The 19,518-nt window shown below is 64.2% G+C and carries 20 protein-coding genes; 7 read left to right on the forward strand and 13 right to left on the reverse strand.

Translation table 11 applies throughout. From position 1 onward, the window contains the following. Positions 1-16: 16 nt before the first annotated feature. Positions 17-763 carry a methyltransferase domain-containing protein gene (locus RAD16_RS15775; RefSeq protein WP_326896475.1) on the reverse strand — a complete coding sequence of 249 codons (747 nt, stop codon included), beginning with the start codon at positions 761-763 and terminating at the stop codon, positions 17-19. Between the two features lie 108 nt (positions 764-871). Here RAD16_RS15775 and gloB point away from each other — a divergent pair, with 108 nt between their 5' ends. Beyond that, entirely contained in the window at positions 872-1,639 is a 768-nt protein-coding gene (gene gloB / locus RAD16_RS15780) for a hydroxyacylglutathione hydrolase (protein WP_458158795.1), read from the forward strand. A gap of 23 nt (positions 1,640-1,662) precedes the next feature. Then, positions 1,663-2,085 (forward strand): cupin domain-containing protein, encoded by a 423-nt coding sequence (locus tag RAD16_RS15785; RefSeq protein ID WP_458158796.1) that lies wholly within the window; start codon positions 1,663-1,665, stop codon positions 2,083-2,085. 49 nt (positions 2,086-2,134) lie between these two features. Here the strand turns inward: RAD16_RS15785 and yddG are convergent, their stop codons facing one another. From yddG to RAD16_RS15800, 3 genes are all read right to left on the reverse strand, one after another. Beyond that, positions 2,135-3,004 carry an aromatic amino acid exporter YddG gene (gene yddG, locus RAD16_RS15790; protein WP_458158797.1) on the reverse strand — a complete coding sequence of 290 codons (870 nt, stop codon included), beginning with the start codon at positions 3,002-3,004 and terminating at the stop codon, positions 2,135-2,137. A gap of 116 nt (positions 3,005-3,120) precedes the next feature. Beyond that, entirely contained in the window at positions 3,121-3,846 is a 726-nt protein-coding gene (gene phbB, locus RAD16_RS15795) for an acetoacetyl-CoA reductase (RefSeq protein ID WP_458158798.1), read from the reverse strand. Between the two features lie 252 nt (positions 3,847-4,098). Next, positions 4,099-5,277 carry an acetyl-CoA C-acetyltransferase gene (locus RAD16_RS15800; RefSeq protein ID WP_458158799.1) on the reverse strand — a complete coding sequence of 393 codons (1,179 nt, stop codon included), beginning with the start codon at positions 5,275-5,277 and terminating at the stop codon, positions 4,099-4,101. Positions 5,278-5,591: 314 nt separating this feature from the next. Here RAD16_RS15800 and phaR point away from each other — a divergent pair, with 314 nt between their 5' ends. Together phaR and RAD16_RS15810 are read left to right on the forward strand one after the other, a co-directional pair. Continuing rightward, positions 5,592-6,182, forward strand: a complete 591-nt coding sequence (phaR, locus tag RAD16_RS15805; protein WP_458158800.1) for a polyhydroxyalkanoate synthesis repressor PhaR — start codon at positions 5,592-5,594, stop codon at positions 6,180-6,182. Between the two features lie 159 nt (positions 6,183-6,341). Beyond that, entirely contained in the window at positions 6,342-6,962 is a 621-nt protein-coding gene (locus RAD16_RS15810; RefSeq protein WP_458158801.1) for a class I SAM-dependent methyltransferase, read from the forward strand. Between the two features lie 85 nt (positions 6,963-7,047). Here the strand turns inward: RAD16_RS15810 and RAD16_RS15815 are convergent, their stop codons facing one another. Next, positions 7,048-7,935 (reverse strand): branched-chain amino acid aminotransferase, encoded by an 888-nt coding sequence (locus RAD16_RS15815; protein ID WP_458158802.1) that lies wholly within the window; start codon positions 7,933-7,935, stop codon positions 7,048-7,050. A gap of 141 nt (positions 7,936-8,076) precedes the next feature. Here RAD16_RS15815 and RAD16_RS15820 point away from each other — a divergent pair, with 141 nt between their 5' ends. Then, a complete protein-coding gene (locus RAD16_RS15820) occupies positions 8,077-9,012 on the forward strand; it encodes an alpha/beta hydrolase (RefSeq protein WP_458158803.1) in 936 nt (311 codons plus the stop codon). Between the two features lie 9 nt (positions 9,013-9,021). On the opposite strand, the gene RAD16_RS15825 is transcribed toward RAD16_RS15820, so the two are convergent. Continuing rightward, positions 9,022-9,270: a hypothetical protein gene (locus RAD16_RS15825; protein ID WP_458158804.1), complete on the reverse strand. Its 249-nt coding sequence runs from the start codon at positions 9,268-9,270 to the stop codon at positions 9,022-9,024. Between the two features lie 215 nt (positions 9,271-9,485). Here RAD16_RS15825 and RAD16_RS15830 point away from each other — a divergent pair, with 215 nt between their 5' ends. Continuing rightward, entirely contained in the window at positions 9,486-10,358 is an 873-nt protein-coding gene (locus tag RAD16_RS15830; protein WP_458158839.1) for a hypothetical protein, read from the forward strand. Positions 10,359-10,421: 63 nt separating this feature from the next. Here the strand turns inward: RAD16_RS15830 and RAD16_RS15835 are convergent, their stop codons facing one another. The 3 genes from RAD16_RS15835 to RAD16_RS15845 all read right to left on the reverse strand — a co-directional run bounded on the left by RAD16_RS15835 (position 10,422) and on the right by RAD16_RS15845 (position 12,827). Next, positions 10,422-10,982, reverse strand: a complete 561-nt coding sequence (locus tag RAD16_RS15835; protein ID WP_458158805.1) for a carboxymuconolactone decarboxylase family protein — start codon at positions 10,980-10,982, stop codon at positions 10,422-10,424. A gap of 109 nt (positions 10,983-11,091) precedes the next feature. Further along, a complete protein-coding gene (locus RAD16_RS15840; RefSeq protein ID WP_458158806.1) occupies positions 11,092-12,255 on the reverse strand; it encodes a PLP-dependent cysteine synthase family protein in 1,164 nt (387 codons plus the stop codon). A gap of 107 nt (positions 12,256-12,362) precedes the next feature. Then, entirely contained in the window at positions 12,363-12,827 is a 465-nt protein-coding gene (locus tag RAD16_RS15845) for an Lrp/AsnC family transcriptional regulator (protein ID WP_326896488.1), read from the reverse strand. A gap of 162 nt (positions 12,828-12,989) precedes the next feature. On the opposite strand from RAD16_RS15845, the gene RAD16_RS15850 reads away from it, so the two are divergent. Further along, on the forward strand, positions 12,990-14,003 hold the full coding sequence (locus RAD16_RS15850) for a 1-aminocyclopropane-1-carboxylate deaminase (RefSeq protein ID WP_458158807.1): 1,014 nt from the start codon (positions 12,990-12,992) through the stop codon (positions 14,001-14,003). A gap of 113 nt (positions 14,004-14,116) precedes the next feature. On the opposite strand, the gene recQ is transcribed toward RAD16_RS15850, so the two are convergent. The 4 genes from recQ to RAD16_RS15870 all read right to left on the reverse strand — a co-directional run bounded on the left by recQ (position 14,117) and on the right by RAD16_RS15870 (position 19,244). Continuing rightward, complete coding sequence (recQ, locus tag RAD16_RS15855; protein WP_458158808.1) at positions 14,117-15,982, reverse strand: DNA helicase RecQ; 1,866 nt, start codon at positions 15,980-15,982, stop codon at positions 14,117-14,119. Between the two features lie 116 nt (positions 15,983-16,098). Next, the gene (locus RAD16_RS15860) at positions 16,099-16,842 is read right to left on the reverse strand and encodes a polysaccharide deacetylase family protein (RefSeq protein ID WP_458158809.1); all 744 of its coding nucleotides are present in this window, start codon (positions 16,840-16,842) and stop codon (positions 16,099-16,101) included. Positions 16,843-16,933: 91 nt separating this feature from the next. Continuing rightward, a complete protein-coding gene (metA, locus tag RAD16_RS15865; RefSeq protein ID WP_458158810.1) occupies positions 16,934-17,929 on the reverse strand; it encodes a homoserine O-succinyltransferase MetA in 996 nt (331 codons plus the stop codon). Between the two features lie 13 nt (positions 17,930-17,942). Then, complete coding sequence (locus RAD16_RS15870; RefSeq protein ID WP_458158811.1) at positions 17,943-19,244, reverse strand: O-acetylhomoserine aminocarboxypropyltransferase/cysteine synthase family protein; 1,302 nt, start codon at positions 19,242-19,244, stop codon at positions 17,943-17,945. Positions 19,245-19,518 lie beyond the last annotated feature (274 nt).

Consider the following 19,518-nt stretch of genomic DNA (forward strand, 5'->3'; position numbering starts at 1 on the left):
CCGGGACGATCTGCTTTCAGGTCCGCGTCACCGTCGTCGAGGACGGCACCAGCACGGGCTTGGCCAGCGAGGGAATCAGCCGCGCCCGTTCGCGCTTGGCGGGGATCGCGCGATAGACCTGCTTGGTCGCTTCGACGATGTGCACGCCGGCAAAGGGCAGCGACAGCGCCGCCCCGGCACGCTCCCACATCTGCGCCGATTTCAGCACCCAGCCGCCGGCATAGGGCGGCATGAACAGCGCCTCGCCCCAGGCGGTCGGCGTGAACCAGGTCTGGCGCAACAGATCGGTGATCTGCGAGCGCGAATAGGGTCGGCCATGGCCGAACGGCGTGCTGTCGGTGCGGGTCCACACGCCGCGGCGATTCGGGATCACCGCCATGACGCGGCCCGATGGTGACAGCACCCGCCAGACCTCGCGCAGCAGCGCGGCCGGATCGTCCGACATCTCCAGCGCATGGACCAGCAGGATGCGGTCGACCGCGGCATCGGGAAGCGGCAGCGAGAATTCATCCACCAGCGAGGCCAGCGCGGGCCGTCCCGTGGGCCATTTCAGGACGCCCTGGGCCGCCGGCATGAAGGCGATGCAGCGCTCGGCGTCCTCGCGGAACAGTCCGAGATAGGGCGTGGGATAGCCGATGCCCAGCACCCGCTGGCCCTCGGCGGTCGGCCAGCGCTCCCTGATGCCGCGATTGATCATCTGCCGCGCCACGATCCCGAGGCGGCGGGAATAGAATTCGCGAAGGTCGACGACGTCGATGCTCATGACGGCAATGTAACATGCACAAGGCGGCGGCTGCGCGCTGAATATTGCATTGCCTGCGCAACGTTAACGCCATATCTGTCTGGCGGGGCTGAGCCCGATGGAGATGTCATGGCCGCCGAAATTCGTACTTTCAGCTGTTTAAACGACAATTTCGGTTACCTGATCCACGATGTGGAAACCAAGGCGACGGCGTCGATCGACGCGCCGGAAGCCGGCCCGATCCTGAGGGCGCTGGAGCGCGAGGGCTGGCAGCTCACCGACATCCTGATCACCCATCATCACGGCGATCATGTCGGCGGGGTCGCCGAACTCAAGCAGAAATACAATTGCCGCGTCGTCGCGCCGCATGACAAGACCACGAAGATCGCCGACGTCGACCTGCGCGTCGCCAATGCCGACGTGGTCAAGATCGGCAATTTGCTGGCCCGTGTCGTGGAGACGCCCGGCCACACGCTCGACCATATCTCCTACGTGTTCGACACCGAGAAGACCGTGTTCGCCGCCGACACGCTGTTCTCGATCGGCTGCGGCCGCGTGTTCGAAGGCACCTACCCGATGATGTGGGATTCGCTTCTGAAGCTGCGTGCCCTGCCCGACGACTTCAAGCTCTATTGCGGCCACGAATACACGGCATCCAACGTCAAGTTCGCGCTCACGGTCGATCCGGACAATGCGGCGCTGCAGGCACGCGCGGCCGAAGTGACGAAGCTGCGGGCCGAGAACAAGCCCACGATTCCCTCACTGCTTGGTGACGAGAAGCGAGCAAACGTGTTCCTGCGGGCTGATGCGCCCGAGGTCGCGGCCAGGCTACACATGAAGGGCGCGGATGCCGCCGCCGTATTCGGCGAGCTGCGCGAGCGCAAGAACAAGTCCTGAAGAACAAGTCCTGACGAGGACCAATGCCGACCGCAGCCGAGATCATCGCGCGCCTCGAGCTCAGGCCGCATCCCGAAGGCGGTCACTACCGCGAGACGTTTCGCGACCAGACCACGGACGCCAACGGGCGCTCTCGCTCGACCCTGATCTATTTCCTGCTCGCACGCGGTGAACGCTCGCACTGGCATCGCATCGATGCGGTAGAGATCTGGCACTATTATGCCGGCGGCCCGCTGACGCTGCGCATCGCACATGACGGCTGCTCGCAGCACGAGGTACGGCTCGGCACAGATCTGCTGAACGGGGAGCGTCCGCAGGCCATCGTGCCGGCGCATGCGTGGCAGACCGCGGAGACCACCGGCGAATGGACACTGGTCGGATGCACAGTCGCGCCTGCATTCGAGTTCGCCAAGTTCGAGCTCGCGCCGAAAGGCTGGGAGCCGTAGGCGAAGCTGTCATTCCGGGGCGATGCAGAGCATCGAACCCGGAATGACTTCATTTTTTCCTCCAGACCATGTCCTTCGCCGCGATCAGCCCGCCGCCGGCGATCAGGATCGCGGCGATGGCGATGTTGGCGCTGGCCTTGGCAAAGCCCGCAGCGACAAGGAAGCCGGTCGAGAGCAGCGGCGTCGCGTAGGAGGCGGCACCGAGCACGCGGATGTCGCCGCGCTTCATGCCGATGTCCCAGGCGTAGAAGGCAGCACCGACCGGGCCAATGCCGAGCGCGGCCACCGCGAGCCATTGCAGGCTGGTTTCCGGCCACACCGTGGTTTCGAGCAGGCCATGCATGAGCGTGGCCAGCACTGCCGTTGCAAGGCAGAAGCCCGCGACCGCATCGGTCGGCACCGCATTCAACCGGCGCGACAGCACCGAATAGGCCGCCCAGACGAACGCCGCGATGAAGGCCGCGATCAATCCCGGCACCTGACCGGGCGCAAAGCCGGTCGTGCTGCCGGCAAACAGCAGCACGGTGCCGACGAGGCCGAGCACGGCGCCGATGATGTGATGCACGGCAAGGCGCTCGCCCGGCAGGAAGGACGAGAACAGCACGATCAGCAGCGGCCACATGTAATTCAGAAGGCCAGCTTCGGCCGGCGGCGCAAAGCGCAGCGCGAGGAAGTACAGCGCGTGATAGCCGAACAGGCCGCCGACACCGACGATCCACACCACCAGTGGCTGACGCAGGCTTTTCGCCGCATCGCCGGGGCCGATCCAGGTCAGAAGTCCGACGAAACCGCCGATCGCAAAAGTCATCGCGGCGAGCTGAAACGCCGGAATCTTTCCGGTCGCCACCGTCATCACTGAAAGCAGCGACCACATCAAGATCGCGGTCAATCCGATCAGGGTGGCTGTGCGCGGGGTCATCGATCAAAAGGCTCTGAGGACGTTAATGCCCGGCGCGAGGCCGGGCATTTTCGTCTTCACTATCGCCTTGTCGTGCCCGAGGCTACAGGCATTTGGATCAAAGGCCTGGCACCGTATCAGGCCTGATACTGGCCGCCATTGATGGTCATGGTCGATCCCGTGATGAAGCCGGCCTCGTCCGCCGCGAGGAACACGACCGCGCGCGCAATTTCTTCCGGCTCGCCGAGCCGGCTGACCGGGATCTGCGGGATCACGTTCTTCTCCAGGACGTCCTTCGGCACCGCCTGCACCATCTCGGTGTTGATGTAGCCGGGGCAGATCGCGTTAACTGTGATGCCGCCTTTGGCGTTCTCGAGCGCGAGCGCCTTGGTGAAGCCGATATCGCCGGCCTTCGCCGCGGAATAATTGACCTGGCCGAACTGCCCCTTCTGGCCGTTGATCGACGAGATCGAGATGATGCGACCGAACTTGCGTGCACGCATGCCTTCGATCACCGGGCGCGTCATGTTGAACAGCGAGCCGAGATTGGTGTTGATGACGGCGTTCCACTGCTCCAGCGTCATCTTGTGGAAGGCGGTGTCGCGGGTGATGCCGGCATTGTTGACCAGCACTTCGACCGGTCCGAGATCGGCCTCGACCTTCTTCACGCCCTCGGCGCAGGCGTCGAAATTGCTGACGTCCCATTTGTAGACGGCGATGCCGGTCTCGGCCTTGAATTTCTCCGCCGCCGCATCGTTGCCGGCATAGCTCGCCGCGACCTTATAGCCCGCCGCCTTCAGCGCCTTGCTGATCGCAGCACCAATGCCCCGCGTACCACCCGTGACCAGTGCAACTCGTGCCATATCAAGCTTCCTTCCCTTGGACTCTTCGGACGTTCTCGGTGATCTTTTTTTAACGGTGGATTATGCGGTTGGTTTGACGGACATCAAGAACAAAACGCCCGGCGTTGAGCCGGGCGTTTGTATTTAGTCGAGGCTTGTATGGTTGCGAAGAATATTTGATTTGCAACCGCTGCCTTTTTAGTCGCGTGCAACGCACTCTGTCTGTGTGCAGCGCACGCGCAACTGACAACGTCAGTTACGCGTCAGCTACTTTCAGTCGCGCGCCAGACACATCGCAATGCCCATGCCGCCGCCGATGCACAGCGTGGCAAGGCCCTTCTTCGCATCGCGCTTCTGCATCTCGTGCAACAAGGTCACCAGCACGCGTGCGCCGGAAGCGCCGACCGGATGGCCGATCGCGATCGCGCCACCGTTGACGTTGACCTTCGAGGTGTCCCAGCCGAGGTCCTTGTTGACGGCACAAGCCTGCGCCGCGAAGGCCTCGTTGGCCTCGACCAGGTCGAGATCGCCGACGCTCCAGCCGGCCTTCTTCAGCGCGGCGCGCGAGGCCGGGATCGGGCCCGAGCCCATGATCTTCGGATCGACGCCGGCCTGCGCCCAGGACACGATGCGGGCCAGCGGCTTCTTGCCTTCCTTGGCGGCCTGCTTGGCCGTCATCAGCACCACGGCGGCAGCGCCGTCATTGATGCCCGAGGCCGAACCCGCGGTAACCGTGCCGTCCTTCTCGAAGGCGGGCTTGAGCTTCGCCATCGCGTCGAGCGTGGCACCATGACGCGGATATTCGTCGGCGCTGACGACGATGTCGCCCTTGCGGGTCTTGATGGTGACGGGGACGATCTCGTCGTTGAACTTGCCGGCCTTCTGGGCCGCTTCGGCCTTCTGCTGTGAGGCGACCGCGAACTCGTCCTGCTGGGCGCGGGTGATCTGCCACTGCCGCGCGACGTTCTCGGCGGTGTTGCCCATGTGGTAGCCGTTGAAGGCATCCCACAGGCCGTCCTTGATCATGGTGTCCACCAGTTCGAGGCCGCCCATCTTGACGCCGCCGCGCAGATGCTGGGCGTGCGGAGCCATGCTCATGGACTCCTGGCCGCCGGCGACCACGATCTCGGAATCGCCGTTGAGCAGCGCCTGGTAGCCGAGCGCGACCGTGCGCAGGCCCGAGCCGCAAAGCTGGTTGACGCCCCAGGCCGGGCTCTCCACCGGGATGCCGGCCAGGATCGAGGCCTGGCGGGCGGGGTTCTGGCCCTGAGCCGCGGTTAGGATCTGGCCCATGATGACTTCCGAGACCCGGCCGGGCTCGATGCCACCGCGCTCCAGCGCCGCCTTGATGGCGATGGCGCCGAGATCGTGGGCGGGAAGGGTCGCGAAGGCTCCGTTGAAGCTTCCGACCGGGGTGCGGGCGGCGCTGACGATGACGACATCGTCTGACATGGGCATCTCCTGGGGCTTGAGTTTCTGAAAAGGGGCAGGCGGGCGTTGGGAAATGGCCCGTCAGTCTCGTCCGGCATCCTGTTAACGTCGTTGCGGCATGTCAATCGGACGATGACCGAATCCATGCCGCAGCGCATTCAAAATAGCGTTCTTGGCGTTTTCGCAAGCAAGATTTTGCTCTGCAATTAACCGTGCCGCACAAAACGGTAGCGTGAGCCCTTTGAAAATGCTTATTTTGTTGCGTTGCGTACTCTTCCCGCCCTGCGGCATAGCCCGTCGGGTTCCCGTTCTCAGCGTTTTGCAAGTGAGAGCCCATGGCGAAATCAGACCAACCCACCACGATCAAGAAATACGCGAACCGCCGGCTCTATAACACCGGAACGAGCACCTACGTGACGCTTGAAGACCTCGCCGCCATGGTCAAGGACGGTGAAGATTTCCTGGTCTATGACGCCAAGACTGGCGACGACATCACCCGCTCCGTGCTCGCCCAGATCATCTTCGAGCAGGAGAACAAGGCCGGCCAGAACCTCCTGCCGACCACCTTCCTGCGCCAGCTGATCCGCTTCTACGGCGACAGCATGCAGATGGTGGTGCCGAAATATCTGGAGCAGTCGATCGCGACGCTGACCCAGGAGCAGGAGAAGTTCCGCAAGCAGATCGCCAACACGCTCTCCGGCACGCCCTTCGCGCCGCTGGAAGAACAGGTCCGGCGCAACATGGAGCTGTTCCAGCAGACCTTCTCGATGTTCAAGCCGTTTGCGCCGCAGGCACGCTCGGGCACTCCGGAGCCGGAGCCCGATGCAAACGCCGAGGCGCCGAAGGACAGCAACATCGACGATCTGCGCCAGCAGATGAAGGAAATGCAGGAACGCCTCGAGCGGATGTCGAAGAAGGACGAGTAGGTCTTTCACGCAGACCGGCGCGTCCGCATGTGGCGGACGCGCGATTGGCAATTTTGCGCGCCGCTACCATTTCTTCCCGATCAGCTTTGACCCCGTCATCCCCGCGCAACGGCGAAGCCGTTGCGCGGGGATGACGGTTCGACACGTACGGAGCGCGCGATGTCCGACCGCACCACCCATTGGGACAACGTCTACGCCACCAAGGGTGAGGCCGAAGTCAGCTGGTTTCAGGGCAGCCCGGCGATCTCGCTCGACATGATCCGTGCGGCCAACCCGGATCATCGCGCGGCCATCATCGATATCGGCGGCGGGGTTTCCCGGCTGGTCGATGCGCTGCTCCAGGACGGATATCGCGATATCGCGGTGCTGGATCTCTCCGCCAAGGCGCTTGACGCTGCGAAGAAGCGACTAGGCCAGGCCGCATCAGCGGTCGACTGGATCGTCGCCGATGCCACGGCATGGCAGCCGGCCAAGATCTACGATGTCTGGCACGATCGCGCGGCATTTCACTTCCTGACTGATCCGCGCGACCGAGCAGCGTATGTCGAGCGCCTGCGGTCGGCTGTTGCGCCGGGCGGCCACGTCATCATCGCAACGTTTGCGCTCGACGGTCCGGAGAAATGCAGCGGCCTGCCGGTGCAGCGGCACGACAGCGCGAGCCTTGCGGCCGAGCTTGGGCCGGAGTTCGAGCTGGTCGAGACGCGGAGGGAGATGCACCACACGCCGTGGCATTCGACGCAGGCGTTTCAGTTCAGCCGGTTTAGACGGCGGGGCTCATAAGAGCACCGCACGCTCCACAAACTCGTCATTGCGAGCGAGGCGAAGCGGAAAGACTCTGCGCTCGCAATGACGGAGGGGCTGACGGCTACGCCGCCAGCTTCACCGCATGCGCAAAGTCCCAATAGAGCTTTCGCGCTTTGGTGTAGAGCGGGCCCGCCTTGAGCTCGCGCTGATCGATGCGAATCACCGGCGCGACTTTCGCAAAATTGCCCGTTGAAAAGATCTCGTCGGCGGCGAGGAAGTCGGCATAGCGCAGCGTCTTCTCGACCACGGTGACGCCGTCGGCGCGGAGCAGGCTGATGACGCGCTGGCGCGTGATGCCGTTGAGGAAGGTGCCGTTCGGCACCGGCGTGAAAACCACACCGTCCTTGGCCATGAACACGTTGGAATTGCCGAACTCCGCGACGTTGCCGAGCATGTCGAGCATCAGCGCGTTCTGGAAGCCGCGGGAGGCGGCTTCCGCGAGCGCGCGCGAATTGTTCGGATAGAGGCAGGCGGCCTTGGCCTCCACCGGCGCGCATTCGGCAGTGGGCCTGCGGAACGGCGACAGCGTGATCGCGTTGCCGACCGGTTTCGGCATCGGCGCCTCGTAGATGCACAGGCACCAATTGGTGGTCTCGGGGTCGAACAGCACGCCACCGCCCGAGCCGTTCTGTGCCCAGTACATTGGACGGATGTAGAGCTCGGCATTCGCTCCGAAGCGCGCGATGCCTTCGGTTGCAAGCGTCAGCCATGTGTCCGCATCCACCACCGGCTTCAGACCAAAATTGATCGCGGATTGATTGGCGCGGGCAACGTGACGATCGAGATCGGGCGCGACGCCCTCGAACGCGCGCGCGCCGTCGAACACGACCGAGCCGAGCCAGGCCGCATGCGTGCGCGGGCCCATGATCGGCACATTGCCGTCGTGCCATTTGCCCTCGAAGAAGGTCCAGCTCGGCGAATATTCGATGGGCTTCTTGATCTCGGTCATGACCGGCCTCCCTGGAAAAATATCCGGATACTATTGTCCCAATTTCTAAACGATTTGCTGCGGGGACTCGACACCCTCCTGGGGAGGGCAGGACCACATCGCGTCCAAACCAGTTATACTGGGCACGTCACGGAGTTTCCCATGCCGCTCGATCCGCTCGCAAAGCGTTTGTTGACCATGATGGCTGCGGCGGCGCCGCAGACGCGGAGCCGGCCGAGCGTGGAGGCACGGCGGCAATCGCTGGCCAAGCTGATGCAGTTCGCGCGCGCAGAGGCGCCCGACGTGACCGCCTCCGACGGCACCCTTCCCGGCCCCGGCGGCGAGCTGCCCTACCGCCTCTATTCGCACTCGAGTGCGGGCGAACGCGCGCCGGGCTTCGTGTTCTTCCATGGTGGCGGGCTGGTCGCCGGCAGCATTGCAACGCACGACCGCATCGCGGCGGCCCTGGCGCATGTGACGGGATGCCGCCTTGTCTCGGTCGATTACCGGCTCGCGCCCGAGCACAAATATCCCGCCGCCGTCGACGACGCGAGCGCCGCCACCGAATGGGTGGCGCGGCAAGGTCCGTCGCTCGGCATCGACGCGGAACGTCTCGTGGTCGGCGGCGATTCTGCCGGCGCTACGCTGGCTGCGATCGTGTGCCAGGAGGCCACGCGGAGCGCCGGTCTTTCGATCGTCGCGCAATGCCTGATCTGCCCCGTGCTGGACTTCGAGGAGACCTCCCCTTCGCGCCAGGAGTTCGCCGAAGGCCATCTGATTGACCGCGTCACGATCGAGGCCGACCTCGCCGATTATCTGCCCGAAGGACTGGACGCCGCCGATCCCCGCATCTCGCCCCTGCGCGCGACCCGGCTTGGCGACCTGCCGACCGCGATCATCCACACCGCCGAATACGATCCGATGCGCGACGAAGGCAACGCCTATGCACGCAAGCTGCTCGCCGCAGGTGTCGCGGTCGAGCATGTCTGCCACGACGGCATGGTCCACAATTTCCACGCCATGGGCGCAATCCTGCCGCAGGCGCAACTCGTGCTGTCGCAGATCGGCGAGCAGGTGCGGCGCGCGGTGGAAAAATGAAGGCGCGAATCAGACGCGCGCGTCAAGCACGGCCCTCGCTGCCACGACATATTCAGGCCAATGCGCATCCGCGTAACGCTCGGCCTGCCGCGCGCAGGTGACATCAGGCGCATGCGCCGCTGCAATCGTGCGCGCGAAGCGCTCTTCGGCGACCGTCACATCGCCAGGCTCGGCCGAAGGCACGGCGGCAGCCACGGCAGTCGGAGCAACAGCGAGCCCAGCCAGACCCGTGAGCAGGACGCGGCGCGAGGTGTTCATGACTGTTGTCCTTCCCATGTCCGGCCTGCACTCTCGCCGGCGAATGTGTCAGTGCAATCACGGCAAGGTAACCGCGCACACCCGTACAGTCCATCGTTTACGGATAGCGCTTGACCCCAAGTGCGATCACGTTCCATCTAACAGCGGTTTCGCCACCAAATCGCCACGCGTCGGATTGTCACGTGTCCCATCACAACCCATCGCATCGTCAGGCTTTGCGCGCTGCCGCGATGGGGCTGCTGTGCCTGGCGATGTCGGCAGGCACAGCTTTCGCTGCCGACGATGAGGAGAACGAACCCGCAAAGCCCGCCGTGCCGAACATCTATCTCGATCTTCGCACGATCTATGCGGCGATTCCCGCCGGCACACTCGGGCTCGGCTTCGGCAACACATCTTTATCGGCCGCGTTCGAAGCATTGGCAGCGCGCCGGGGCTCGACGCTGCCGAATGGCCTGCCGGCGGCAAAATCGATCGCCGTCGACCTGCCGCTGACCGTCGACGTCAGCGATCGCGTCTCGCTCTATGGCGGCGTGTCGGGCTCGACCACGGATATCGGCGGTGGCTGGTCGTCCTTCGATATCACGAGTTGGAACATCGGCGTGCAGGCCGATCTTTATCAGCAGAACGGCGGAAAAATCCCGACCATTACGCTGCAATCGACCCTGACGCAGTCGGTGCCGAACGAGCCGGGCATGACGAATTCGTTCAACAACATCCTGGAATTCGACTACGCGCTCGACGAGGACGAGACGCGCGGTTGGCTGGCCGGCATGCAGTATACCTACACCACCATCGCCAGCCCGTTCGCCAGTATCCGGCCGAACACGATCCTCTATGCCGGCGGCTACTACCAATGGCCGAGCAACTGGAAATTCACCGGGCGCCTCGGCATGCAGTCCTTCGGCGGCGCGCAAGTCGCCGGCCGGACACTGGCGGAGTCCTTCACCCAGCCGATCCTGCGCCTCGACCTCGACCGCATGGACGACAACGACAACCGCCTGTTCGGCATCACCGCGCAGATCGCGTGGATGCCGAAACCGTCCTACCAAGTGACGTTGCGGACGCCGCTCTACGCCGTGCGCAACTAGAGCATGATCCGGAAAAATGTGCAGCGGTTTTCCGAAAGATCATGCTCAAACAAGAACGCCAGCTTAATCAGGCACCGGCACGTCGAACGTGTTGAGCGTGACCGAGACCATGCAATAGACGCCGACGAGATAGGACAGCTCGGCTGCACCGTGCTCGCCGAACTGCTTCACTGCGGCCCGATACGTCAACTCGGGCAGCACGCCACCACTCACCAGGGCCGAGGCCATGTCGTAGGCGACCGCCTCCTCCTTGGTGAGATCCACCGGCCGCTGGCCGGCGACGATGGTCGCGAGTTTCTCGTCGGAGAGGCCGCGCTGCTCGGCCACCAGCACATGGGCATAGAGCTCGTAGCCCGAGCGGAAATGCGAGCCGGTGACGAGGATCGCGACCTCGCGCACCGGCGCGGGCAGCAGCGGGTTCGATGCAACCGCCTTGACCAGCTCCCACACCGGTCCGCCGAAGCGCGGCTCGCGGATCCAGGGGTTCCATGGCCCGAGCAGCGCGCCGTCATCGCGCATGTTCACGAAGCCCTTGAAGTGGTCCTTGATGCCGGCCTGCATGTCGTCATAGAGCGGCTTCTGCTCGGCACTCAAGTCTTTCGGATCGAGAATGGGAAGGCGCACGGCAGGATCTCCTCGTTGAGAATTCGCAACCGTCACCTGCATGCGTGTGCAAGGCAAGTGAAGTTGCCGTGACGACCGTGCCATTTCGCAAATGCCAGGCAGACGTCAGCTATGACGCCTCGGCGCTTCGCGCGCCCTGCGGATTGACGACGTCGGCGACAGCGAACGCCAATGGCTGCCCGGTCTCGAGGAACGACGACAGAGCCGCCTCGAACGGTGCCGGATCGAGGCCGCGCGCCTTCAACCATGCGGGCTCGTAATAGGTCTGCCGGTATCGCTCGCCGGAATCGCAGATCAGCGTCACCAGCGATCCCGCTACGTTCGCCTGTCGCATCTCCGATGCGAGGCGGCACAGCGCCAGGAAGTTGGTGCCGGTCGAGCCGCCGACGGCGCGGCGCAGCCGGCGCGACAGCACGTTCATCGCCGCAATCGTTGCCGCATCCGGTATCTTCATCATGCGATCGACCACGCCGGGCACGAAGGACGGCTCGCAGCGCGGCCGGCCAACGCCCTCGATCAGCGATGGACAGTCGCAAACATGGGAGCGATCCTGCGAGCAGAAGCAATCGAAGAAAGCGGAATGCTCGACATCGGCGACGCACAGCCGCGTCGGATACTGGCGATAGCGCAGATAGCGTCCGATGGTGGCCGACGTGCCGCCGGTGCCCGCGCCCATCACGATCCAGTCCGGAATCGATCGCGGCTCGCCCGCCAATTGCGTGAAGATCGATTCGGCGATGTTGTTGTTGCCGCGCCAGTCGGTGGCGCGCTCGGCGAAGGTGAACTGGTCCATGTAGTGGCCGTTCAGGCGACTGGCGAGCGCGGCCGCTTCCGCATAAAGCGCGCGGCCGTCGTCGATCAGATGGCAGTTGCCGCCATAATGCTCGATCGCGGCGATCTTCTCCGCCGAGGTCGTGCGCGGCATCACGGCGTAGAAGGGCACGCCGATCATCTGCGCAAAATAGGCCTCCGACACTGCGGTCGATCCCGAGGACGCCTCGACTACGGGAGTGCCTTCGCGGATGTGGCCGTTGCAGAGCGCGTAGAGGAACAGCGAGCGCGCCAGGCGATGCTTCAGGCTACCGGTCGGATGCGTGGATTCGTCCTTGAGATAGATGTCGATGCCTGACAGCGCGGGCACGATCAGCCGGATCAGATGCGTATCGGCGGTCCGGCACTGGTCGGCCTCGATCGCGGCCACGGCCTCATCCACCCAGCCGCGCCGATAGGCCGGCCCGGCCGGATTGGAGTGGCGGAAAGGGAATGTCTGCATCAGTCGAATCTCTCATGATGCGGATCGCGCATCAATAGCGCTGGACTATTGTTTGACGCGTTTTCATGACGCGAACCGGTTTCCACTTCGCTGGAAACCGCTATGACTCAAAACTCCAGCGGCGCGTTGTCCACAACCTCCTTCATCACGAAGAAGGTGCGTGTCTGGCGCACGCCAGGCAGCGCGATGAGCTGCTCGCCGTGGATGCGGTTGAAATCCTCCATGTCGCCGACGCGGATCTTCAGGAAATAGTCGAAGTCACCGGCGACGAGGTGGCAGTCGAGCACGAATTTCAGCTTGGCGATCGCCTGCTCGAAGATGGCGAAGCTCTCCGGCGTCGAGCGGTCGAGCACGACGCCAACCATGACCAGCGTGCCCTTCGCCACCTTTTTGGGGGCGACCATAGCGCGGACGGCGGCGATAAAGCCGTCCTCGAACAGGCGCTGGGTGCGGCGGTGGCAGGTGGCGGGGCTGATTGCGACCGTTTCGGCCAGCTCGGCATTGCTGAGCCGCCCATTATTTTGCAGCAGTCTCAATATCTTAAGGTCGGTGCGATCGAGCCGGGAGGCCATGGAAGAAGCTTCCGTTAAACCTGAAACATTTGGAAGAAATATTAGCCAACGGCACCATCTACGCAAGAACGAGCGCAATATGGACGCAATATTCGAGAGCACATTTTTCCGGGCCGGTGCTAGGCAAGCGCCAGCACCAACGCCAATCGGGATGATCTGACCATGCTGGAAAAATTCGCGCGCTATCCGCTGACCTTCGGGCCGACGCCCATCGAGAAGCTGGATCGGCTGTCAAAGCACCTCGGCGGCAATGTCGAGATCTACGCCAAGCGTGAGGACTGCAATTCCGGCCTCGCCTATGGCGGCAACAAGCTGCGCAAGCTCGAATACATCATTCCCGATGCGATCGCCTCGAACGCCGACACCCTGGTCTCGATCGGCGGCGTGCAGTCCAACCACACCCGCATGATCGCCGCCGTGGCCGCAAAGATCGGCATGAAGTGCCGCCTGGTGCAGGAAGCCTGGGTGCCGCACGAGGACGCCGTCTATGACCGCGTCGGCAACATCATGCTGTCGCGCATCATGGGCGCGGACGTGCGCCTCGTCGACGACGGCTTCGACATCGGCATCCGCAAGAGCTGGGAGCAGGCGATCGAGGAAGTGAAGGCGGAGGGCGGCAAGCCCTACGCGATCCCCGCCGGCGCGTCCGTGCACAAATACGGCGGGCTCGGCTATGTCGGCTTCGCCGAGGAAGTGCGCAAGCAGGAGAAGGAGCTCGGCTTCAAGTTCGACTACATCATCGTCTGCACCGTCACCGGCTCGACCCATGCCGGCATGCTGGTCGGCTTTGCCGCCGACGGCCGCGCACGCAAGGTGATCGGCATCGACGCCTCCTTCACGCCGGCGCAGACCAAGGCGCAGGTGCTCTCGATCGCGCAGAACACCGCAAAACTCGTCGAGCTCGGCAAGGACATCGTTGCAGACGACGTCGTGCTGATCGAGGACTACGCCTATCCCGCCTATGGCGTGCCGTCGGAAGAGACCAAGGAAGCGATCCGCCTCACCGCGCGGCTCGAAGCGATGATCACCGACCCTGTCTATGAAGGCAAATCGATGCAGGGCCTGATCGACCTGACCCAGAAGGGCCATTTCGAGAAGGGGGCGAAGATTCTCTACGCCCATCTCGGCGGCGCTCCGGCGCTCAACGGCTACGGTTACGCGTTCCGGAACGGCTGAGGAGATGAATTCGTAGCCCGGATGGAGCGAAGCGTAATCCGGGGCTCGCACAGTACGGAAAGACTGCCCCGGATTTCGCTTCGCTCCATCCGGGCTACGAAAGCTGCGGTCGCCTACCGCGTCCTGACGATCTGCAGCAGCTCCTCGCCGTAATGCTCGAGCTTCTTGTCGCCGATACCAGGCACATTGCGCAGTTCGTCGAGCGTCGTCGGCCATGCACGGACGATGCCGTCGATGGTGGCATCGTGCAGCACGACATAGGCCGGCACGCCGCGCTCGCGCGCGACATCCGAGCGCCAGGAACGCAGCCGCGCGCGCAATTCGGGATCGACGTCACCTTGCAGCGTGCTGTCCGCCGGCGCGAGATCGCCGCGGCGGGATTTGGCACGACTGGCGCGAACGCGCGTACCGGGTGCTTCCTCGCGCAGCCATACCTCGGTCTCCCCACGCAACACGCCGCGCGCGGTCTCCGTCAGCTTCAGCGCGCCATAGGCTTCGCTGTCGCTCTGTAGATGGCCCATCGCCACTAGCTGCCTCAGCACGGTGCGCCACTGCTTCTCATTGAGCTCACGCCCGATACCGAACACGGATAATTTGTCGTGGCCGAACTGCGTGACCTTCTCGGTCAGGCGCCCGATCAGCACGTCGATCAGGTGCATCGCGCCAAAGCGTTGCCCGGTGCGATAGGCGCAGGACAGCAGCTTCTGCGCCAGCACCTTGCCGTCGCGCATCTTCGGCGGCGTCAGGCAATTGTCGCAATTGCCGCAACTCTCCGCCTCCACCGTCTCGCCGAAATAGCCCAGCAGCCGCTTGCGCCTGCACTGCGCGGTCTCGGCAAGCCCGACCAGCGCGTCGAGCTTGCTGATCGACACGCGCTTGAAATCATCGGAGCCGCTGGATTCGTCGATCATGCGGCGCTGCTGCACGATGTCGGAGAGGCCGTAGGCCATCCAGGCCGCAGACGGCTTGCCGTCGCGGCCGGCGCGGCCGGTCTCCTGGTAATAAGCCTCGATGCTCTTGGGCAAATCGAGATGGGCGACGAAGCGCACGTCGGGCTTGTCGATGCCCATGCCGAAGGCGATGGTCGCGACGATGACGATGCCGTCCTCGTTGAGGAAGCGGTCCTGGTTGCGTGACCGCACGCTGCCGTCGAGACCGGCATGATAGGGCAACGCCGCAATACCGGCCTCGTCGAGCGCGGCGGCGACTTCCTCGACCCGGTTGCGCGACAGACAATAAACCACGCCGGCATCGCCCGCGTGGCGCTCCCGGATGAACTCCTTGAGCTGCGACACCGCATTGCGCTTGTCGACGATCTCGTAGCGGATGTTGGGGCGATCGAAGCTGGAGACGAATTGCGGAGAATCGGCAAGCTGCAGGCGCTCGACGATCTCCTTGCGCGTCAGCTCGTCGGCGGTCGCGGTCAGCGCGATGCGCGGCACGTCGGGAAAGCGCTCGGCGATGATGGAGAGGCCGACATATTCCGGGCGGAAGTCGTGGCCCCATTGCGAGACGCAATGCGCTTCGTCGATCGCGAACAGCGCCACCTTGGCCTGCGTCAGCAGCGACATACAGCGCGGCGTGACCAGCCGCTCCGGCGCGACATAGAGCAGGTCGAGATCGCCCGCGACCAGGCGCCGCTCGATGTCGGAGGCTTCCTGGAACGACAGCGACGAATTCAGCGCGGCGGCGTTGACGCCGGCTTCGATCAAGCCGGCGACCTGGTCGCGCATCAGCGCGATCAGCGGCGAGACCACGATGCCGCAACCTTCGCGCAGCAGCGACGGCAATTGGTAGCACAGCGACTTGCCGCCGCCGGTCGGCATCAGCACCAGGCAATTGCCCCCATCGGTGACGTGCCGGATGATCTCGCCCTGCGCCCCGCGGAAACCCGGCAGGCCGAACACCGAATGCAGCACCGACAGCGCGTCGCGGCCATCGGCCGGCGCTGGCAGCGGAGCTGTGGAAGGGGCGTTCATGGGCGTGCCGGGGGCCGTGGGATTCGTCACAAGGCCAGTCGCATGCTGGGGCGGGCGTGACAAGGCCGTTCGCGCGGCAAACCACCGCCGTCCGCTCCAGGGAGAAGAAAGAGGGATTACGCCCCGATTCGCCCCAGCGCCTCGGCAACCGTCACAATCGGCATATTGCGCTTGCCGGCGGCTTCCAGCGCGTGGCGCATCAGGCGTGGCGTGCAGCCATAGGGGCTCGGTGCCTTCACGACGTCGTGGCCGTAGAAGATGAGCCACCCGCCGCTCGCGACCGCCTCGTCGAAATAGCGATCGACGCCGGCAGCGTCGATCTCGCTGTCCACAAGCGGCGAGGCACGCAGGAACTGGAGATCGATGACGTCACGATTGACGCCCGGCAGGATGCCGCGCGCCGAACGGAACGCCTTGGTAAGCTGCGGCTTCCGCCAGAACGAGGCGATCCCATAGGGATAGGCGAAGTTCTCGAGCCTGATCGAGGAATCGATGCTGCGAAAATGGCTGCGGTTCCGCTCGATCTCGCGGGCCATGGCGGCCTCGTCGAGACTGACCGCGCTCTGGTGCGAAAAGGTGTGGCAGGCGATCTCGTGCCCCGCACGGTGAAGCCGCACGATCGCGTCGCTCGACAGGCCATGCCAGTGATCCGACGGCCGGTCGATCAGGCTGCCGGCGATGTAGTAGGTGCCGCGGCCGCCATGGGTTTCGAGCAGCGAAGCGCCCTCGCCGGCGGCGCTGTCGGGGGCGTCATCGAAGGTGAAGCTCACCATCGGCGCATGCGCAGGCAAGCGGTGCGGCGCGGCGCGGAAGTGCCGGGCCAGCCGATTGCTCACGCGTCCCTGGAGTGCCGACCACACGACCACGCTTCCTCTTTGCCCCGATTCGCTCAATCAAGCATTCGTGCGTTGCTTGAAGCAAGCTTCGCACTTCGTTAGCCCTAATTGGAACCTAGCGCGCCAGGACCGACGCATCGGCATCCGCGCCGAGAAATTGCAGCCAATTCCGGAATAGTGCCGCTGCGGCCGTGCCGGCGGCGATATCGGCGCGCAAATTCAGCGCAGGAAGGTCGTTGCTGAGCGCCGGATGGCGCTCGTGCCGCGCCCGCTTCTCGAAGCGAGCCAGCTTCTCCTCCGTAGCTGCGTCAAAATAGCTCACGGGCAGGAGCGGATAATTCCCGCGCTCGCGCGCGAGATAGCGGCCGACGTCGCGCAAATATTCGCGCTGAAGCGACAGCGCGTCATATTCCGGATGGCCCTGGAAGAATACGAAGCGGCTGGCATATTGCCGGGTGAAAACGTCGACGCCGGCCTGGGCCGAACGGGTCAGGACCTGGTAGCCGGCCTGGACGAGGTCGCTCTCGACAATCTCGTTCAGGCGCGAATGCGAGACCTTGAGCGGCGCGGGCGCGGTGTGCGTTAATGGATCGCCCGTCACGGCTTCGCAGTCGAAGATGCCGTGACATTTGGCCGGCAAGCGCCGCCGCTGGATGCCGTCGAGATGCAGCACCGCGGCATGCGCGGCGAGGCATGACCAGATCGTCGAGCGTGTGTTGACCTTCGCCCAATCGATCAGATCGGTAAGATCACGCCAGTACGGTTCCTGGTCGAGTTCGGGCGCGACCGGCTCGGCGCCGGTCACGATCAGCCCGTCGAATCGCTGACGCTTGAGATCCGTGAGATCCGAATATTCGCTCTCGACACGCCATTTCGCTTCCGGCGAGCGTTTCACCGACGGCAGTGAGAAGCAGTGGAAGCGGATGCGGCGCGGGCCCGCGGAAGCCTGGAGCAGCTTCATGAACTGCCGTTCGGTCGCTTTCAGCGCCGGGTCCGGCATGTTGTTGATGAGCCCGATGGTCAGCTCGCTGCGGTCGCGCGCGAGGTCACCCTCGCCCGGCACCAGTGCCGGGCTCGATATGCCATGATCCCTGTCGATCAGGATCGTCATCGGGGGACGTCGCCTACTCCGCCGCCTGGAGGCGCGACGACGGACAGGCTTTTTCCAAGGCCTGGTCGATGTCCTCGATAATGTCGGCGGAATGCTCGATGCCGATCGAGAGCCGGATCGTCTCCGGCAGCACGCCGGCGGCGCGCTGCTGCTCCACCGACATCTGGCGGTGCGTGGTCGAGGCCGGGTGGCAGGCCAGCGACTTGGCGTCGCCGATATTGACGAGGCGCGTGATCAGTTTCAGCGCATCGTAGAAGGTCTTGCCGGCTTCCATGCCGCCCTTGATGCCGAAGGTGAACAGCGAAGACGCATTGCCGTCGAGATACTTCTGGACCAGCTGAAAATAGGGGCTGTCCGAGAAGCCGGTGTAGTTGACCCAGGCGACGCGCGAGTCGTTGCGCAGGAATTCGGCGACCTTGCGGGCGTTCTCGACATGGCGCTCCATCCGCAGCGCCACGGTCTCGATGCCCTGGAGCAGCAGGAAGGCGTTGAACGGCGACAGCACTGAACCCATGGTGCGCTGATAGACGCTGCGGGCGCGCTCGATATAGGCGGTCCTGCCGAAGCGCTCGGCATAGACCAGGCCGTGATAGGAGGCATCTGGCTTGTTATATGCCGGGAAGCGCTCGGCGTGCTTGGCCCAGGGGAAGTTTCCGGAATCGACGATGGCGCCGCCGAGCGTGGTGCCGTGACCGCCCAGGAACTTGGTCAGCGAGTGCACAGCGATGTCGGCGCCGTAATCGAACGGCTTGAGCAGGATCGGCGTTGCCACCGTGTTGTCGACGATCAGCGGCGCGCCGTGCGCATGGGCGATTTTCGCCAACGCCTCGATATCGCAGACATTGCCGGCGGGGTTGCCGATGGTCTCGGCGAAGACGGCGCGGGTGTTCTCGTCGATCAGCTTCGCGATCGCGTCCGGCGCGTCGCTCTCGGCGAAACGGCCGGTGATGCCCTGGCGCGGCAGGATATGGGAAAGCAGCGTATGCGTGGTGCCGTAGAGCTGCGGCACGGACACGATGTTGCCGCCATGGTCGGCGACGTTGACGAAAGCGAAATGCAGCGCCGCCTGTCCGGTCGCGACCGCAAGCGCGCCGACGCCGCCTTCGAGCTGAGCGATGCGCTTCTCCAGCACCGCGCTGGTCGGATTGGCGATGCGGCTGTAGCGAAAACCCTCCGCCTCGAGATTGAAGAGGGCCGCGCCGTGGTCGGCGCTGTCGAAGGCGTAAGCAGCGGTCTGGTAGATCGGCACGGCAACCGCGTGCGTGGTAGCTTCGGGCTCGTAGCCAGCGTGAATAGCGATCGTCTCGTTGCGCATCGTGCCACCTCCGCGTGGAGCGGGCCGCACTTATTGGCCTGTATGAGGCATGTGCATTGTCCGCCGCCCCTCTGTTAGAGGCGGGTGGTAAAGCGGACAATAATTCGCCTAGACATCGAGGAAGTAACCCTAACGGTTGTTGGTGAATTGGCTAAAATTCGAGTTAAATCGGATTAATGAAGTCCTGCGCTTTGGCGGAGTCATTGCGTTCCCGAGCACGCTGCAGGGAGCCCTCTAAACATACAGCCCGCGTCCGCGGACAATGACCTCCACC

It is taken from the genome of Bradyrhizobium sp. 18BD, from assembly GCF_054185225.1.

Bases quoted from the DNA above. Each gene is read 5' to 3' on its own strand.
- RAD16_RS15775 (WP_326896475.1), bottom strand. From the start codon at position 763: ATGAGCATCGACGTCGTCGACCTTCGCGAATTCTATTCCCGCCGCCTC.
- gloB (WP_458158795.1), top strand. From the start codon at position 872: ATGGCCGCCGAAATTCGTACTTTCAGCTGTTTAAACGACAATTTCGGT.
- RAD16_RS15785 (WP_458158796.1), top strand. From the start codon at position 1,663: ATGCCGACCGCAGCCGAGATCATCGCGCGCCTCGAGCTCAGGCCGCAT.
- yddG (WP_458158797.1), bottom strand. From the start codon at position 3,004: ATGACCCCGCGCACAGCCACCCTGATCGGATTGACCGCGATCTTGATG.
- phbB (WP_458158798.1), bottom strand. From the start codon at position 3,846: ATGGCACGAGTTGCACTGGTCACGGGTGGTACGCGGGGCATTGGTGCT.
- RAD16_RS15800 (WP_458158799.1), bottom strand. From the start codon at position 5,277: ATGTCAGACGATGTCGTCATCGTCAGCGCCGCCCGCACCCCGGTCGGA.
- phaR (WP_458158800.1), top strand. From the start codon at position 5,592: ATGGCGAAATCAGACCAACCCACCACGATCAAGAAATACGCGAACCGC.
- RAD16_RS15810 (WP_458158801.1), top strand. From the start codon at position 6,342: ATGTCCGACCGCACCACCCATTGGGACAACGTCTACGCCACCAAGGGT.
- RAD16_RS15815 (WP_458158802.1), bottom strand. From the start codon at position 7,935: ATGACCGAGATCAAGAAGCCCATCGAATATTCGCCGAGCTGGACCTTC.
- RAD16_RS15820 (WP_458158803.1), top strand. From the start codon at position 8,077: ATGCCGCTCGATCCGCTCGCAAAGCGTTTGTTGACCATGATGGCTGCG.
- RAD16_RS15825 (WP_458158804.1), bottom strand. From the start codon at position 9,270: ATGAACACCTCGCGCCGCGTCCTGCTCACGGGTCTGGCTGGGCTCGCT.
- RAD16_RS15840 (WP_458158806.1), bottom strand. From the start codon at position 12,255: ATGCAGACATTCCCTTTCCGCCACTCCAATCCGGCCGGGCCGGCCTAT.
- RAD16_RS15845 (WP_326896488.1), bottom strand. From the start codon at position 12,827: ATGGCCTCCCGGCTCGATCGCACCGACCTTAAGATATTGAGACTGCTG.
- RAD16_RS15850 (WP_458158807.1), top strand. From the start codon at position 12,990: ATGCTGGAAAAATTCGCGCGCTATCCGCTGACCTTCGGGCCGACGCCC.
- recQ (WP_458158808.1), bottom strand. From the start codon at position 15,982: ATGAACGCCCCTTCCACAGCTCCGCTGCCAGCGCCGGCCGATGGCCGC.
- metA (WP_458158810.1), bottom strand. From the start codon at position 17,929: ATGACGATCCTGATCGACAGGGATCATGGCATATCGAGCCCGGCACTG.
- RAD16_RS15870 (WP_458158811.1), bottom strand. From the start codon at position 19,244: ATGCGCAACGAGACGATCGCTATTCACGCTGGCTACGAGCCCGAAGCT.